This is a genomic window from Ktedonospora formicarum (genome assembly GCF_016587355.1).
Classification (GTDB): domain Bacteria; phylum Chloroflexota; class Ktedonobacteria; order Ktedonobacterales; family Ktedonobacteraceae; genus Ktedonobacter; species Ktedonobacter formicarum.
This window is the reverse complement of record NZ_BNJF01000002.1, coordinates 1,139,274-1,155,236: the sequence shown is the minus strand read 5'-3', so window position 1 is coordinate 1,155,236 and position 15,963 is coordinate 1,139,274. Positions and strand designations below refer to the sequence as shown.

15 protein-coding genes are annotated in these 15,963 nt (G+C 51.2%); 10 read left to right on the top strand and 5 right to left on the bottom strand.

What is annotated here, in order from left to right:
- Positions 1-43 precede the first annotated feature (43 nt).
- A complete protein-coding gene (locus K3T82_RS23840) occupies positions 44-1,267 on the bottom strand; it encodes a glycosyltransferase (RefSeq protein WP_220196056.1) in 1,224 nt (407 codons plus the stop codon).
- A 471-nt stretch (positions 1,268-1,738) separates the two neighbouring features.
- Here K3T82_RS23840 and thrS point away from each other — a divergent pair, with 471 nt between their 5' ends.
- The 3 genes from thrS to K3T82_RS23825 all read left to right on the top strand — a co-directional run bounded on the left by thrS (position 1,739) and on the right by K3T82_RS23825 (position 5,130).
- Complete coding sequence (thrS, locus tag K3T82_RS23835) at positions 1,739-3,613, top strand: threonine--tRNA ligase (RefSeq protein ID WP_220196055.1); 1,875 nt, start codon at positions 1,739-1,741, stop codon at positions 3,611-3,613.
- 206 nt (positions 3,614-3,819) lie between these two features.
- A complete protein-coding gene (locus K3T82_RS23830) occupies positions 3,820-4,251 on the top strand; it encodes a MarR family winged helix-turn-helix transcriptional regulator (RefSeq protein ID WP_220196054.1) in 432 nt (143 codons plus the stop codon).
- 66 nt (positions 4,252-4,317) lie between these two features.
- Positions 4,318-5,130 carry an SDR family NAD(P)-dependent oxidoreductase gene (locus K3T82_RS23825; RefSeq protein ID WP_220196053.1) on the top strand — a complete coding sequence of 271 codons (813 nt, stop codon included), beginning with the start codon at positions 4,318-4,320 and terminating at the stop codon, positions 5,128-5,130.
- A 286-nt stretch (positions 5,131-5,416) separates the two neighbouring features.
- Here the strand turns inward: K3T82_RS23825 and K3T82_RS23820 are convergent, their stop codons facing one another.
- Positions 5,417-6,403, bottom strand: a complete 987-nt coding sequence (locus K3T82_RS23820) for a phosphotransferase enzyme family protein (protein ID WP_220196052.1) — start codon at positions 6,401-6,403, stop codon at positions 5,417-5,419.
- Between the two features lie 254 nt (positions 6,404-6,657).
- Between K3T82_RS23820 and K3T82_RS23815 the strand changes: the two genes are divergently transcribed.
- The 6 genes from K3T82_RS23815 (at position 6,658) to K3T82_RS23790 (ending at position 12,153) form a co-directional block, all read left to right on the top strand.
- Positions 6,658-7,305, top strand: a complete 648-nt coding sequence (locus tag K3T82_RS23815; RefSeq protein WP_220196051.1) for a TetR/AcrR family transcriptional regulator — start codon at positions 6,658-6,660, stop codon at positions 7,303-7,305.
- Positions 7,306-7,412: 107 nt separating this feature from the next.
- Entirely contained in the window at positions 7,413-7,952 is a 540-nt protein-coding gene (locus K3T82_RS23810; protein WP_220196050.1) for a hypothetical protein, read from the top strand.
- Positions 7,953-8,022: 70 nt separating this feature from the next.
- On the top strand, positions 8,023-8,427 hold the full coding sequence (locus tag K3T82_RS23805; protein WP_220196049.1) for a PPOX class F420-dependent oxidoreductase: 405 nt from the start codon (positions 8,023-8,025) through the stop codon (positions 8,425-8,427).
- Between the two features lie 77 nt (positions 8,428-8,504).
- Positions 8,505-10,100: an amidase gene (locus tag K3T82_RS23800; RefSeq protein ID WP_220196048.1), complete on the top strand. Its 1,596-nt coding sequence runs from the start codon at positions 8,505-8,507 to the stop codon at positions 10,098-10,100.
- 324 nt (positions 10,101-10,424) lie between these two features.
- Entirely contained in the window at positions 10,425-11,342 is a 918-nt protein-coding gene (locus K3T82_RS23795) for a phytanoyl-CoA dioxygenase family protein (RefSeq protein WP_236031467.1), read from the top strand.
- A gap of 76 nt (positions 11,343-11,418) precedes the next feature.
- Positions 11,419-12,153, top strand: a complete 735-nt coding sequence (locus tag K3T82_RS23790; protein ID WP_220196047.1) for a metallophosphoesterase family protein — start codon at positions 11,419-11,421, stop codon at positions 12,151-12,153.
- Positions 12,154-12,224: 71 nt separating this feature from the next.
- Here K3T82_RS23790 and K3T82_RS23785 read toward each other — a convergent pair whose 3' ends face one another.
- Complete coding sequence (locus tag K3T82_RS23785; RefSeq protein ID WP_220196046.1) at positions 12,225-13,016, bottom strand: CHAP domain-containing protein; 792 nt, start codon at positions 13,014-13,016, stop codon at positions 12,225-12,227.
- Positions 13,017-13,511: 495 nt separating this feature from the next.
- Here K3T82_RS23785 and K3T82_RS23780 point away from each other — a divergent pair, with 495 nt between their 5' ends.
- Positions 13,512-14,123, top strand: a complete 612-nt coding sequence (locus tag K3T82_RS23780) for a LysE family translocator (RefSeq protein WP_220196045.1) — start codon at positions 13,512-13,514, stop codon at positions 14,121-14,123.
- Positions 14,124-14,265: 142 nt separating this feature from the next.
- Here K3T82_RS23780 and K3T82_RS23775 read toward each other — a convergent pair whose 3' ends face one another.
- Both K3T82_RS23775 and K3T82_RS23770 read right to left on the bottom strand, forming a co-directional pair.
- Positions 14,266-14,874: an RNA polymerase sigma factor gene (locus K3T82_RS23775; protein ID WP_220196044.1), complete on the bottom strand. Its 609-nt coding sequence runs from the start codon at positions 14,872-14,874 to the stop codon at positions 14,266-14,268.
- A 13-nt stretch (positions 14,875-14,887) separates the two neighbouring features.
- Positions 14,888-15,772 (bottom strand): anti-sigma factor, encoded by an 885-nt coding sequence (locus K3T82_RS23770; RefSeq protein WP_220196043.1) that lies wholly within the window; start codon positions 15,770-15,772, stop codon positions 14,888-14,890.
- Between the last annotated feature and the right edge of the window lie 191 nt (positions 15,773-15,963).

The following is a 15,963-nucleotide window of genomic DNA, read 5'->3' as shown; positions in this document are numbered from 1 at the left end:
TAACCAGTTATCGATCTCTGCATTTCCAGAATCAAAACAACCTTCACTTTTTATGCGCCGCCTCGCTGACACTATGGTAAGTGCGCCCACGCCACGCTACCCCTTTGCCTGAAAGCACCTGCCAGGCCGAACGCCCCAGAATGCCTTCAAACACCGCCGCACCTAGTGGATGTGTAAGCGCGTAGCGCCGTGGCAAATCCAACATACGATTGAGCCAGAAACGATAACTCAAAAGCGCCCCCATCTCTAGCACCGTCGCCCCTACTATCTCTCTCTTACGCGGAGACCTCCAACGTGCCAGTAGAAGCAGAGGTAGAAGAAAGGGAGCAATGGCAATATTGAAGAGCCCGAAGAGTTGCGCCAGGAAGAAGGCAAAGCCACCGCGATTGCCCAGGTATGCATTCTTGAGCCAGCCATGCCAGACCTCTTTAAAGTTGTGGTACATACGTACCGAAACCAGTCCGCGCCCATCGAGGAAGCACACGCGATAGCCCTGCCCTTTCACAACACGCGACAGATCCAGATCATCGAGTACAGTCGCACGCAGACGCGGCGCGGCATAACCGCCAATACTCTCATACACCGAGCGCCGAATGAGCATAAACTGGCCCGCTGCTATGGCAACAGGGCTGGTTGGATCATTGACCTGTCGGGGCGGATAAAGCATACCGATGCCCATATAGGCAATAGGGATGAGCGCCTTCTCCCAGAAAGTTTCTAACTCCTGGTCAGCGCCCATACTAAAGAGATCGACGCCCTCTTCTTGCGCGCGCTCAAAGGCCGAGCGAAGAGCCTGGGGCGCGTGACAGGTATCGGCGTCGGAGAAGACCAGCCATTCTCCGCGCGCCACTCTGGCCCCCTCATGCATGGCATGCGGCTTACCCGCCCAACCAGAGGGGAGATCATGCACCTCCACCACGCGCAATAACCTGCCATGCGGATGCTGAGTCTGGATGTCTCGTAAAATCACCCCTGTCTGGTCGCTTGAATCATCATTGACGACAATGACCTCGAAGTTGGGGTAATCCTGTCCTAGCAGAGACTCCACACAGCGCCGAATACCTCGCTCTTCGTCGCGAGCCGGAACAACATACGAGATAAGTGGCGAGATCGCTCGTATATCGCGCGCAGAGAGGATGCGCACTCGGTCATTCTTCCCCGGCCTCGTACGCCACCAGTTTACAAGATAAAAGCCTGCGACCCCCAGAGCATGGCTCCATAGTAGCAGGCGCGGCCATGACGACCGCACAAAGTTTTTTCTTCGCATATATATAAATTCTTCAAAACTTTCTTGATAATTCGCTCTTCCAATTCTAGTGCAAAATATCCAAGCTCACAAGCATACGTCCACCGGCAAGAAAAAATGCATATTCTTAGAAGTAGCAAGCGCCGATTGAATTAAGAAAGCGTTTGCAATCTGACATAGCTATGTTATAATCATTCACACATATAGCAGGCATTGCTTGAGACAATGCCATCGTCTCTGGTACTCACAGAGAGGGACACCCCGAGCTGTAAGTGTCCTGTGTACCCACGATGGATACCACTCAAGAAGCTTCTCTCCTACTTTTCTCAGGAGAGCGGATAGCCACCGTTATGAGGCAGAGAGGCCGGTTTCGCCACCAGGCAATATGCGCGCGATCCGGTAAAACGTGGGTGGAACCACGAAAGAGTGCAGGCTCTTTCGTCCCGAGGGTCGGGGCGAAGGGGCTTTTTTGTTGGAAGGAAAAATGTCACAATGGGTACGGCAGTAGAGGCAGCGGGCAAGCATACTCAACAAGAATTGGATCGTATGCGCCATTCCACAGCGCACTTGATGGCGGCGGCGGTCCAGGCCATCTGGCCCGAGGCGAAATTCGGCGTTGGGCCCGCGATCAAACACGGCTTTTATTACGATATGGATCTCCCCGTGGCGCTCACCCCCAAGGATCTTGAGCGCATCGAGAAAAAGATGCGCGAATTGAAGAATAAGAAACTTGGCTATAAACGCATCGAGATTGGCGTCGATGAGGCCATCGAGGAGATGAGCAAGCGCAACCAGCCCTACAAGGTTGAGCTCTTGAAGCTCCTCAAAGAGCGCGGCAGCACAGCAGTTGTGCAGGAGACTGGTGATGCCGAGGCCATTGGCGTCAGCGAGGGTCAAGGGGGAGCGGAAATCGTCTCCTTCTACGAGACGGGCGACTTCCTTGATCTCTGTCGCGGACCTCACGTCAATGATACCACCGAGATCGGGGCTTTCAAGCTCATGAGCATCGCCGGGGCGTATTGGCGCGGCAACGAGAAAAATCCTCAGCTCCAGCGCCTCTATGGTACGGCCTTCTATAGCAAAGAAGAGCTGGATCAGTATCTCTGGCTGCTAGAGGAATCGAAGAAGCGCGACCATCGCCGACTGGGCATGGAACTCGATCTCTTCACCTTCTCCGATCTCGTCGGCGCGGGCCTGCCTCTCTTTACAGCTAAGGGAACACTGGTACGCGATCTACTGGAAGAGTTCGTGCAGTCCTTGCAAGAGCCGCTGGGCTATCAGCGCGTACATATTCCGCACATCACCAAGAACGATTTGTACAAGACCTCGGGCCACTGGGACAAGTTCCAGGAGGATATCTTCCATGTGAGCGGCAAGAGCGGCGAGGACTTCTGCATGAAGCCTATGAACTGCCCACACCATACGCAGATTTACGCCAGCCGCCTGAGAAGCTACCGTGAGCTACCTATCCGCATGAGCGAGGTCACCAGTGTCTACCGTGACGAGTTGCCAGGCACCCTCCACGGCCTCTCACGCGTTCGCGCGATCACTCAGGATGATGGGCACGTCTTCTGCACACCCGATCAGGTACAGGAAGAGGCTCTGAGAATTTACTCCATTATCGAGGACTTCTACAAGCCCTTCGATATGAAGCTCACCGTGCGCCTCTCGCTCTGGGACGAGGAGCATCCAGAGAAATATCTGGGTACACCTGAGCTATGGAATAGCGCTCAGGATCAGTTGCGCCAGGTGCTGAAGTTCAAGGGAGTCGAGTGGGTCGAAGAGGCGGGCGAGGCCGCGTTCTATGGTCCCAAGATCGACTTCACAGTTCTTGACGCCCTGGAGCGCGAGTGGCAGCTTGCTACCATCCAGCTAGACTTCAACCTGCCCGAACGCTTCGATCTGCAATATACCGCTCCAGATGGTCAAGCCACACGCCCAGTCATGTTGCACCGCGCCATCCTGGGCTCAGTCGAGCGCTTCATGTCAATCCTGATTGAGCACTACGCGGGAGCCTTCCCAACGTGGCTATCGCCTGTTCAGGCGATGGTCATTCCTATCGCGGATCGCCATCTCGACTACGCCCATGAGGTTCGTAAGACCTTGCTTGGTGTACGCCTCAATTCGTCGCGTGAGACAATCAGGGTAGAAATCGACGAGGCTCGCGAATCGATGCAGAAGAAGATCCGCAACGCTCAGTTGCAGAAGATCCCCTATATGCTCGTCGTCGGCGACAAGGAAGCAGAAACCAGAACGGTAGCCCTGCGCCACCGCAGCGGCAGCAACCTGGGAACGCTCTCGCTTGACGCCATCGCCGAACGCATCAAGACCGAAATCCTTACACGCGCAGATCTGCCACGCGAGTAACAATGAACTTTCGCGCCGCTGGCGCTCATGGGGGAAAAGGCAAGACAAGCGGGTCCGTGTGTCCTGTCTTTTCCCCTTACCCTAAGACCCACACCGGGGAAGAAATACGTAATCCTGGTTCCTAAGATCAGAAGCTTGACACCTTCACGCAGTGTATACTATAATTTAGCCGGCAAAGTAAAAGTTGGCAAAGTTGATGAGGAACTATGCAATCATTTGAAGAAGATATAAGCTATGCTCTTATTCAGGTAATAAAGGAGCATCGCCGCCAGGCCGATGAAGCACTAAAGCAGCTTGGCTTGCATGCATCCCAGGAATTTCTGCTTTTTCTACTTTGGGAAGATGATGGCTTATCTCAATCTCAACTTGCTTCACGCCTCAAGCTAGAGCTTCCAACAATTACAAAATCAGTACAACGAATGGAACGTGTTGGTCTGGTAAAGCGTCGACTCGATGAGCAGGACACTCGTATCTCGCGTGTCTACCTTACAGAACAAGGGCGCGCGCTCTATGAGCCAGCCATGAAATTATGGAAGGATCTTGAAGCCCGCACCTGTAAGCATATGACAGAGCTTGAGCAAGCTTTGTTACGTCGCCTGCTTCAACAGGCTCTAGCGAACCTTTCTTTAGAGGAGTAATTTCCTCTTTTTTTACTCTTTTAAATAGCCGGCTATTTAAAAGAGATGGCGAAAGGATATGAACACATGAGTATGAGAACAACTTCGATGCAAGGTCGTATCGCTCTGGTAACAGGCAGCAGCCGTGGTATTGGTGCCGCAACTGCCATTCAACTTGGAGAACAAGGAGCAACCGTCGCAGTCAACTATTACCGCAATGCCACGGCTGCTCAGAAGGTGGTTGAAACAATTGAGAAAGCGGGAGGCAAGGCACTTGCCTTTCAGGCGGATGTAGCAAAGCAGGATGAGGTTGAGCGCATGGTCGCACGCATCCATGAAACCCTCGGGCCAATCGATACTCTGGTTTTGAATGCCCCAGCTTCAAGCAACTCTTCTTCTGAGATACCTGCCCATGAACAGCTGCAGGCGATTCTTGCTCCCTTCACAGGAAGTCGCTGGGATGTTCTAGATACATTTGTTCGAGGTCAATTGCAAGCTGCTTACTATCCCAGTCAAGCCGTTCTTCCACACATGATCAAACAACAAAGAGGAAGTATCATTTTCGTCAGCGCCACACATGCCCGCAGACCTGACGCTGGGGGAATAGCCATCTCAGTCTCTATAGCCAAGGCTAGCGTAGAGGCAATGATAAAGAGTATGGCGGAGGAGTTAGGGCCACACGGCATCAGAGTCAATACGGTTGGTGGTGGAATGATTCTGACTGATCTCAATGCTGGAGCGCCCCAGGCGTTTAAAGATCAGATGGCAAGCATGACTCCTTTGCGTAGAAATGGTCGCCCAGAAGATATGGCCTCTGCTATTACGTATCTGGCATCAAATCAGGCCTCTTTTGTCACAGGGTCCTATCTCACTGTTGATGGTGGCAACTTCATCGTCTAAGATCAATGCTACAAGAGCAATGGGCGTGTTCAGCTTGGCGAACACGCCCATTGCTCTTGTAGCGTTATTCCTACCCAACATGAGATATACCCTCTCGAACCTCAGCATTCATACCACCTCAAAGATTAAATAATAAGTGTTCTATGAGTATTCGATGTGGTATAAAACGCTGGTCAGGGTTACATTTGTGGACCAGGCATGCCGCTTTAGTATCGATATGCTCTATTGAAAGGCAAAAGATATGTTTCACAAAATCCCTTGTTACACTCCTCCTCAACATTCTTTCTCATTTAAGAAGAGATGTTTTGTAGGTCTGCATCCGTTGTGCCAGCTTTTGCCGAAGCGAAGTACACCATTCGGGATAGTCGTGACCTTCCACAAGGTCCATTGCCCGGACCAGCTTTGCGTACATCATAAGATTCGAGAATCTCATGAACGTTGGCAGGTGAGTATGCAACTCTTCAGCCAATACATGATGTGCTGAATATCCACGGATAAAAACACGGAACGAGGGGTTGTTGAGATCGACACCAGCCTCAAAGAGATCTCTGAGAGCCAGGGCGATATCCGCAACATGCCAGCAATAAAAGCAATCATCAAAGTCCAACATGGCGATGGTGTTGTTCTGCCAAAAGAGGTTATCAAGCTCAAAATCGCCGTGAATGAGGCCATAATTCATTTCTGTCACCGGAAAAGCAGACAATAATGAGGTGATAGAATCAAGTTCAGCCTGTATCTTAGGCTCATCACTAGAGACATAGCTTTGGGCCACATCCAGTTGGTCTCTCCATGTAGGACGCTTGGATAAATTCGGCTCTCGATATTGGCCCATCGTTGCATGCAGTTTTCCTAGTGCCGCTCCCCATGCCTCAAATTGAGCAATGCTCAACTCTTCTAAGTTTAGCTGCTCACCTTCCAGTTTCGTAAACACGACCGCATGAAATGTGCCCCTGCCAGTCTCGACCATTTCAACCCAACGCCCATGCATAGACATGATAGGAGTCGTTACGATCATACCTTTGTTGGCAAGCCAATTGAGAAGAGCCATCTCAACCTCAATAGTCGACACAGTCCGTTCGCTGGTATCGACAAAGCGTAGAAAATAGCGCTCGCCACCTTTGAGAAAGGTATACACAAAATTTGCACTCGATCTGAAAAAACGAGCAGTCCCCTGGTCATGCTCCCATCGCTCTAGAATGCGCTCTGCTATATGGCTCCGCCACTGGCTATCTAGAGTGCTATCCACCTTAAGCATCGTGCTCAACTTCATCATAAGCATGCCCTTCCTCTGAGCCAGAAAATATTGAGATCGCCATATCTTTAACCTGCTCACCACCCCAGGAAAGTATATCATTTCTCAAGCCTATCACATTTTCTCATTAATTTCGCTTCCTATGCCCCTAGCAATTAGCCATGAATTTAAGGTTATCAAAATCTTTTCCAAAAAAGGCTTGACATGGCTCTAAAATGCTGGTATATTTCTACTTACCAAAGGTAAATAAAATTAACTAAGGTAAAGGTGAGCGAATGGGAAGGAAAGAAAGGCGCACAAGAGAGCAGCAGGAACTTAAGCAAAGCATCATGAATGCTGCCCGCGATATCGCTCTCGCGGAAGGGTGGACCAATGTAACGATGCGCAAGATCGCAGACCGCATCGAGTACAGCCATCCCGCTATTTACGCACACTTTGAGAATAAAGACATGCTCTTTTTGGAGATTGTACATGAGGGCTTCCGCCTGATGGAAGCCGATTTGAAGCTGGCTCGTGAACAAGCTCATGATCCAGAGGAAGCGCTACTGCTTGTCGCGCGCGGTTATCTTGGATTCGCCTGGCGCTACCCTGAGCTCTACCGCCTGATGTATGGCCTGGATGGTGTTACTTTCAGTATCTCAGAGCCTCAGAAAGAAGGCCTTCAGATTGAGAATATCGTAGCCCTCACCGTTAAAGATTTGCTTGATACTCACGGCTGGCCAACAGAGCACCTTGCCGATCAGGTAAATATCCTTTGGGGAACAGGACACGGTTTGGTAACCCTCACACTCGCTGGGCGTATTGGCAGCCAGGAGCAAGCAATGCAATTATTCGAACAGGCCCTCCAAGATCTGCTGCTAGCCTGGAAACATAAAGCAGACACTACACGTCCAGCATCCCTTTTCCCAAACACAGCATCTTGAAAATTTTCATGAATATTACAAGCCTAATTAAATTTTGGCCTTTACTTACCTAAGGTAAAAAATTAAACAAAGGTCAAACATAGTTACTGATTGAGGAGACGGATATTATGACACTTTATCCTTACACACTGTTAATGCACATCATGGGCGTTATCGGCCTGTTTATCGCTATCAGCCTGGAGATGATCATCTTATCTCGCCTGAGGGCGGCGAAATTGACTGCCCAGGTCCACGAATGGCTGACACTTGGACGAGTGATTGATCTTCTTTTACCGATCTCTGCCGCGCTCATTCTCATTAGCGGCCTTGTGCTGACATTCTCGGTCTGGGGATGGGAGCATGCCTGGATTGAGCTTTCGCTAGGACTGCTCGTTCTTGTTGGTATCCTGAGTCCCGTTATTAACGGACCTCGACTGAAAGCAATCCATGCCGAAGCGAAGACCGCGCCCGAAGGTGAGATTCCAGCGTCTCTACGAAAGGCTATCGCTAATCCTGTGCTACGAGCTTATGTACCCATCCCAGGACTAATCGCGTTGGGGGCGGTTGGCATGATGGTTCTAAAACTGGATTGGCTTGGTTCGGGAATTGTCCTGGCTCTGGTCCTCATTGCAAGCCTCATCATCTTCGCCATCTCGCGTAAAGGATAGCTTGAGCATAGCAACAACACTTTTATAAAAAAGTATTGACATAAATTTACAAGAAAAAAAGGGGAAAGACATGTTTTCAGAACAAGAGGTATCGTTCCTGCGCACACAACCACTCGCAAGACTAGCCACTGTAGCAGTCAATGGTCAACCCGACGCAGACGCTGTCGGCTTTGCCTTCGAGAATGGACGCTTCTATATTGGGGGATACTTCCTCAAGAGCACTCGCAAGTACAAGAATATTGCAGCCGGACATAGCAAGGTGTCCTTACTGATTGATGATCTGCGCTCACTCGAACCATTTGAGCCACGCTCGATTAAGCTTCACGGCGAGGCCGAAATAATGGATCTTGAGGAAGGTTTTCGCGGTCCCGGCACCTACATTGTAATCACGCCTAAGGTTTCCTGGAGCATGGGTATCGAAGGACAAGCCTTCCAGGATGGTCAGGCCATCATTAAGAAAATCACCTGGGAATAGAGATCGGGTTTACAAAAAGGTCTCCCCTGCCACGTGACCTGCTAGTTAAACGAATAAATGAAAGGCAATGATTGGTTATGATAGAGAAGAAGCATGGGCAAAAGGATGGCACTACACCTCTCACTCGTCTAAGCGCCTCGGAGCTGGCTCGCCATATTGCTGAGGGTTCACTTTCCTCGCAGGAAGTTGTTGAAGCACACATTCGCCAAATCGAAGCGGTCAATCCTCGCCTGAATGCTGTCGTGGTCCCACTCTTTGAGCAGGCTCGCACTCAGGCTCGCGAGGCCGATAGCCTGCGCGAGAAAGGCACACTTCTTGGTCCACTCCATGGCATCCCCATCACTCTCAAGGAGCAATTCATGGTGACGGGAACCGCAACCACCGTTGGTATCATAAGCCAGAAAACGCGGCTAATGCAGCAAGAGGGTCCCCTAGTGACACGGCTTCGACAGGCCGGAGCTATCCCACTTGGAAAGACAAATGTCTCACAACTGCTGATGTACCATGAATCCGATAACCCTGTCTATGGGAGAACAAATAATCCCTGGAATCTGGCCCGAACTCCCGGTGGAAGCAGCGGTGGAGAGGCCGCTATAATAGCAGCCGGTGGCTCTCCCCTTGGTTTGGGAGGGGATTTTGGTGGCAGTATTCGCGTACCTGCGCACTTCAGCGGCCTGTATAGCTTACTTCCCACAGCTCGGCGCTTGCCACATTTCGATACCGCTCACCATGCCTATGTCTCTGGGCAAGAAGGTATTATCGCTCAACCCGCTCCTATTGCTCGAAGCGTTGAGGATCTGCGCCTGGCAATGAACATTCTAGCGGCCCCAGGATTGAATAATATCGATCCTACGATTCCTCCTGTTCCCTGGTCTGATCCTACCGCTGTCTCACTTTCTGGGCTAAGAATTGGCATGTATACCGATAATGGTATCTTCTCGGTATCTCCAGCAGTGCGCCGCGCTACAGAGGAGGCAGCACAAAGTTTGCGCGCTCGCGGAGCTATCATTGAACCCTGGAGCCCACCTGATGTAGCGGAAGCTATTCGCATCTATGTCGGGTTAGTTGGTGCGGATGGGTTTGCAACCTATAAAAATAACCTCGGAAACGATCCGCGTGATCGTCGTATCAGCTTCAATATGCGTGTGAGCAGTCTGCCAAAGGCCATACGCGCCCCACTGGTAGCGCTCCTCAGGAGCAACGGTCAGGTTCACATGGCGTCTTCGTTGCAGTACATTCGGGGGGCATTATCGGTCAATCAGTACTGGAAACTGGTGGAAGAGCGTAACCAATACCGCCAGCGCTTCCTGGCTTCACTCGATGCACAGGGCTTTGACGCAATTCTCTGCCCACCACACGCTCTTCCCGCGCTGACTCATGGAACCAGCGGCACCCTAAACGTGACAAATGCTGGAAGTTACGCGATTCTCTATAACTTGCTTGGTTTGCCTTCTGGGGTAGCCCCCATCACTCGCGTACAACCAGGAGAGGAGAGCGAGAGAAATACTGGTAAGGATAGTGTTGAACGTGCCGCTCGTACCGTCGAGATGGGTAGTGCTGGCCTGCCGGTAGGCGTCCAACTGGTGGCCCATCCCTGGCGGGAGGATATCGTCCTGGCGCTTATGGCCGCCCTGGAAGAGCAAACTGGCACCTTTCCATTCCCTGAAATCTAAAATCTCATGCTATGAAGATGAGGAAAATGCAGAAGAACTAGCCACTGCATTCTCCTCATCTTCGTATGACCTATCTCATCCAACGCGGTAGCCAGTTCCAGTACATAGAAGACACCCCTCTCCACTCAAATACGGCGAAGGTGCTCATTTTCCCTGGCATTGAGCTCGCCTTTCTGGTACACTTTTTAGTAAACGTATTCCCCCAAATATTATGAGAATGCACAAAGCCTCAATATAAAGAAGAATGGTTATCAAGTAGGGTGAGAAGGCGGAAGCGGGCTTCAGAGAAGATGCCCAGGCGACGATAGCACAAAAGGAGCTTTCATGATGATCAAGAACGCGCGCACACTTGATTTCCCATTGATAAGCAATGGCTACCCCATAGCCGCCACACAGCAAGATACAGGCTGGCTAGAGCCAACCAAACCAGCGGCACCTCTGGCGCAACTCCATAAGCGCTATCAAGAGCATGGTTATCTCTGGCTCAAAGGTATTCTTGATCGTGAAGCCGTGATGGCCTTTCGGAGCCGCTTCTTCGAGGCCTTCCGCTCGACTGGCCTACTAGCAGAAGAAAGCGATCCAGTTGAGGGCCTTGACTCGGGACAAGAGGTAGATCGAGAACAGGTACATCGCATCTGGATGGAGGCCGTTCGTTGGCCCGAGTACGAGGCATTTTGCTATTCTCCCCAGATTGTTCGCTTCTATGAATCCTTTCTCGGAGGCGACATCCAACTGCTTAAACGCAAAATCATACGCTATACCCGTCCCGGCGACATCCATTGCACACCCGGTCATTACGATCTGATCTATCTGCGAGCAGGCACAGATCATGTCTATAGCAGTTGGATTCCTCTTGGCGATATTCCTGTAGAAATGGGTGGGCTGGTCTACCTGGAGCACTCCGATACGCTTGGCAGGCAAATGGAGGCCGAGTTTTCCAAACTCAATGCTAGTCTCTCCTATGAAGAGCGTATCAGCGCCTATAACAAAAACATGACCGAAGGGGGCTGGGTAGGCAAAGATCTGGCGGCTCTCGCCACAAAGATTGGGGGGCGCTGGCTCCTGGCCGACTATGAGGCTGGCGATATGGTTGTGCATAGCCCCTATATGATCCACGGCTCAACAGAGAATCGTGATCCTCTGGGTCGTATGCGTCTCTCAACCGATATTCGCTACCAGCGTCAGAGCGACCTCAGCGACCCTCGCTGGAATAATCACTATTATGTAGGAGACAAGCTTTAAACTTACGTACCCTTCCGATCCATCCAGTACAATTGGAATACAATATGTTTTCTCTTGCCAGGAAGGTATGTAGTACATGAAGATAGCAGTCATCTCGGATATCCACGGTAATTGCTTTGCCCTTGATCAGGTGCTCGCTGATATTCGCGAGCAAGGTATCGAACAAGTCGTATGCCTGGGAGACGCCATTCAGGGAGGAGCACAGCCCACGCAAACGGTTGCGCGCTTACGCGAACTCGCCTGCCCGATAGTCATGGGCAACGCCGATGCCTGGTTACTCGCAGGGCTGGAAACCTCACAGAACGAGCAGGTCAGCCCTCAACAACTTGCGGTTCGCGAATGGCAACTTGCTCAACTCTCCACTGAGGATAGAGTCTTTATTCAGAGCTTTCAACCAACCATAGAAATGCCATTGGAGGCTGGAAAGAAGTTGCTCTGCTTTCATGGTTCACCCCACTCGTTCGATGACATCATTTTACCCAATACGCCAGAAGATACCGTCGAACAGCTTCTCAATGGTTTTAACGCTACGTTATATACAGGGGGACACACCCATACCCAGCAGATACGCCGCCTGGGAGCGATCTGGTATTTTAATCCTGGTAGCGTAGGCTTTGCCTATAACTGGCGTCAGACTCAAGAGCGCTTCCACGCCGATCCCTGGTCCGATTACGCCACATTAGAGAGCCAGGGTGAACGCTTCGGAGTCACCTTCCGCCACGTTCCCTTTGATGTCGATGAATATATCCGCATCATTCACGATAGCGGCAAGCCATACGCTACCGAATCCATCACGTCTTACCAGACTTAGCGCTTATCTGAAATCATGACACAGGAGAGCCCCCCCAATCGCTTATGAGAGCCTCTCCTGTACCGGCCCTGTCAACTTAACGAGAGAAAGACCATACCATTCGCAGGATACTGAAAGTTCCAGTAGGAGAGGACGCCCCAACCACCACCATTCGCATACCAGCTATAATTGCTTGTAGAGACAACCATTGAGGAGACGATAGTCTCGACAATCGCCACGTGTCCCAGGCTCCCAGCCCCCTGTACATTTGGTTGAAGCACCATGATAGAGCCAGCCGTAGGGGTGGGCGAGACGACCCATCCAGCACTCTGAGCCTGACCGGCCCACTCCCAGGCATTCCCCAACCAGGGTACCCAGACTCCAAAGAGCTGATGGAAGCGTTCCGCTGCCCAGAAGGTACACTGCCCCGCGTAGAAATGATTTCCCGTTCCAGAGGTTGGCCCCTGTGGAGGAGTGGGTGTCGGTTGCGGTGGTGCAGGGGTAGGCACTTGTGGAGGATTAGGAGGAGCAGGTGCCTGGGGTGGCATAGGGATAGGCCCCGAACTCTGCCGAGGAGGATTAGGAAGGCGCATAAAGTAGACATCGCCGCTACCCGGTGGTTGATCAAACTGGCGCAAGGGATCATAGGCTAAGATTCCACGTTGAAACCATTGATATGAGCCTGGGTAACCAGTGCGAGGGGTATACACATTAGTTATCGGTAGGCCCAAATGTGTCAGACCACTCATCCCCAGCCCACCAAATTGACAGTAGAAATTGAGTATGCTTCCACCAATATAACAGCCCGTTTGTTTGCAACGCCAGTAGTTTGCCCCGGCAGCCTCGAAGCAGGTCGCAACTATGGGATCGCTTAGACTGAGCATTGTTAACCTCCCTACAACCTCATCACATCTCCCCGCTTATACTCTATAATATGTACAATTCAAGTATACCCTATAATTCTGATATTGTACAGGTTTCTACATTTAGAATAGCATAAATCAATATAAAATACTGAGAAGGAACCAGGCAATCATCGTAGCACTCATAGGAAAGTTTATTTTTCATGAGCATCTTATAGAAGACTTTACGTTCAGATATGACTTATGCTATACTCAAGCACAATAATGTAACATATCTTAATTGAGGAACGACATGCCCGGCTACCGGAATCTTAGAGCCAACTTATATAGCCAGCAGCAGAGCCAGTGCCATCTCAGGTCTGGTTCTTTAAGCATGTCGCCGATACTCTACACGCCGTAGCAAACACATGGCCCGCGCGGGCAAGAGCAGGTAAGAACGAACGCCAGACCTTTGAACAAGGGCCTGGCGTTTTTGTATGCTCTTTTCCTCGCAACCACCTGAAAGGAAACCAGGATATGAACGTTGAGCTTTTCTTCCGCACCTTCATCATCGGTATATCGATTGCCGCCGCCGTCGGTCCAATGAGCTTGCTCTGTATTCAGAGAACGCTCACACGCGGCTACCTCTATGGTCTGATCTCCGGGCTAGGTATCGCCAGCGCAGATGGTCTTTATGCCAGTGTCTCGGCCTTCGGGCTTACCGCCATCTCAAACGTGCTCATCAGTCAGAACTGGTGGGTACACCTCGTAGGTGGAATCTTCCTGATCTACCTGGGCTGTAGGACGGCGCTCACTCCACCCGCTCAGAAGGCTGCACGCACCGTTACGGTACGTGATTTGCCCCATGCCTATGGCACTACACTGGTACTCACACTCACCAATCCTATGACCATCATTTCCTTCGCGCTCATCTTCGCCAGCGTCGGTCTGGGAAACACCTCTGGGACTGTGCCCGCGCTTGGTGTCACGCTCAGTATCTTTCTCGGTTCACTCTGCTGGTGGTTAGTGCTTGTCAGTGGCGTCAGTTTGTTACGTGAGCGCCTGACCACTACCTGGCTGCTCTGGATCAATCGCCTTTCAGGCGGCGGTATTGTCCTCTTTGGCCTGCTCATCCTCTTCAAAGTGTGAGTAATCCCTGCATCGTCCGTCCTGGAACAACACTATTCCAGCAATTCCAGGCGGACACGAGAGAGGCGATACAATACTCGCCAGTGCGTAATGTACTGGCGAGTATTGTCCTTCCTAAGGCTTCTTGACGGATTTTATTTCGTTATGAAAAGTCATCCATTCCCTTATCCGCGAGGAGACGGCGCAGGTGGTGCAAACCCAGGCGCATACGCGCTTTGACTGTTCCCAGTGGCACCTGACAGCCCTCCGCGATTTCTGTATGGGTCCATCCCCCAAAATAAGCCATCTCAATCACCAGGCGTTGCTCTTTGGGGAGTCGTGTCAAAGCATCTCGTACTTGCTCTCCCTGAATATGTCGCCACGCCCCATCCCAGGCATCAGGACTGGCGATTTGCGCTTCCTGCTCTATCGCATCGAGAGTTGTGGAATTAAGAGCCGAGCGACGATTGGCTTTGCGGATATAGTCAATGGCACGATGGTGGATGATAGAGCAAAGCCATGTCTTGACTGAGCCAGCCTTTGGCGCATAAGTAATCGCGTGCTGCCAGACCGCAACAAAAGCCTCCTGAAGCATGTCCTCAGCAAGCTGATGGTCCGCCACCATACGGTACGCAAGTGAATAGAGCAACTGGTGATAACGGTCATAGATGGCCTCCAGAGCCACAATGCTTCCATTGGCCGTCGCGCTTATTAATCCCTCATCACTCAGATCATTCATCATTTGAGGTGAGAGGCTAGCCTCTGATGTCACGGCCCTTCTTTGCTTAAAGAATCGCATGCAATCCCCCCCTCATCATCCGCTCTCGTTCTCGATGGGCAGCAATATCAATCAGCGCTGACATATAGAGAATGCTTGATCTAAACGCGCACCCTCGCTTAAGTAATCCAAGCGCGATAACCCGTCCCTGGGGAGTATGGGGGCTAGCCTGCGGACCCGGCTCAAGACTAATGGCAACTGCGTCGTACCCGCGAATGTCGCCCTTAATGCGTAATGTGGCTACATCCTGCCGGATGCTCAGAACACCGATACTACTTGGCTTATTGTCTCGCAGGAACCACCCCTGGTAGAGATTAGTTCCCTGGAGGTGAGGCAGGCGATGCATCACCAGCATCGTCTCGTCCTGTTGTGGCATTGTAATCAATTCGCCACAAATCTCTGATCGCTCTTCCGACCCACTTAGTGCATACACAGTAAAGGTTATTGAGGAGGGAGTTGTAATCTGGTGCTGCAAAGAAATGTTCCAGGCAGCCATGACACCCAACGAAATTAACAATAGAGCAGCAAAGCTCGCCAGGGTACGGGCGCTCCAGGTAGCCAAAAAATTGGTAGAACGTGGACGAGATGAGGCGCTGTCCGAGGATGGGAGTATGTGATGAGCGGCCTCGCTCGCCCGTATCCTGGCAAAGAGCACTTCCTTCTGTAAAGGCGAATGCTCAACTGGCCTGACTGAGAGGGGCAACAGATGAGTGACAGCCTGTAGTTCTTGGGCGAGTTTACGACAGGCAGGACAATCAGCCAGGTGCTCCTCTGCCAGCTGCCTCTCTTCTGGAGGTAACGCACCCAGCGCGTATGCTCCTGATAGCTCATCGAATTCCTGGCAGTTCATCCCGTATTGCTTCCCTTCTTGCGCCACGGCTATGTATCCCATAACATCCATCTTTAATGAAAGCCAGGAATCGCGCCAGAGAGAAACAAATCACCAGGACTCAATGTGCGGTGAACTGTTTCTCTCTTCTCAAATTCAAGACAGGCGCTTTCAAACTAGACATACATCTTTCTATAGATAAGCACGTCCTCTGACCCTTTTAAATCGGTGGTCTCTGCAAATGCTCAATGATT

Excerpts from the sequence above, each read along its gene's own strand:
- K3T82_RS23830 (WP_220196054.1), top strand. The coding sequence starts at position 3,820 with ATGCAATCATTTGAAGAAGATATAAGCTATGCTCTTATTCAGGTAATA.
- K3T82_RS23790 (WP_220196047.1), top strand. The coding sequence starts at position 11,419 with ATGAAGATAGCAGTCATCTCGGATATCCACGGTAATTGCTTTGCCCTT.
- K3T82_RS23815 (WP_220196051.1), top strand. The coding sequence starts at position 6,658 with ATGGGAAGGAAAGAAAGGCGCACAAGAGAGCAGCAGGAACTTAAGCAA.
- K3T82_RS23825 (WP_220196053.1), top strand. The coding sequence starts at position 4,318 with ATGAGTATGAGAACAACTTCGATGCAAGGTCGTATCGCTCTGGTAACA.
- K3T82_RS23805 (WP_220196049.1), top strand. The coding sequence starts at position 8,023 with ATGTTTTCAGAACAAGAGGTATCGTTCCTGCGCACACAACCACTCGCA.
- K3T82_RS23800 (WP_220196048.1), top strand. The coding sequence starts at position 8,505 with ATGATAGAGAAGAAGCATGGGCAAAAGGATGGCACTACACCTCTCACT.
- K3T82_RS23810 (WP_220196050.1), top strand. The coding sequence starts at position 7,413 with ATGACACTTTATCCTTACACACTGTTAATGCACATCATGGGCGTTATC.
- K3T82_RS23795 (WP_236031467.1), top strand. The coding sequence starts at position 10,425 with ATGATGATCAAGAACGCGCGCACACTTGATTTCCCATTGATAAGCAAT.
- K3T82_RS23770 (WP_220196043.1), bottom strand. The coding sequence starts at position 15,772 with ATGGGATACATAGCCGTGGCGCAAGAAGGGAAGCAATACGGGATGAAC.
- thrS (WP_220196055.1), top strand. The coding sequence starts at position 1,739 with ATGGGTACGGCAGTAGAGGCAGCGGGCAAGCATACTCAACAAGAATTG.
- K3T82_RS23840 (WP_220196056.1), bottom strand. The coding sequence starts at position 1,267 with ATGCGAAGAAAAAACTTTGTGCGGTCGTCATGGCCGCGCCTGCTACTA.
- K3T82_RS23785 (WP_220196046.1), bottom strand. The coding sequence starts at position 13,016 with ATGCTCAGTCTAAGCGATCCCATAGTTGCGACCTGCTTCGAGGCTGCC.
- K3T82_RS23780 (WP_220196045.1), top strand. The coding sequence starts at position 13,512 with ATGAACGTTGAGCTTTTCTTCCGCACCTTCATCATCGGTATATCGATT.
- K3T82_RS23820 (WP_220196052.1), bottom strand. The coding sequence starts at position 6,403 with ATGATGAAGTTGAGCACGATGCTTAAGGTGGATAGCACTCTAGATAGC.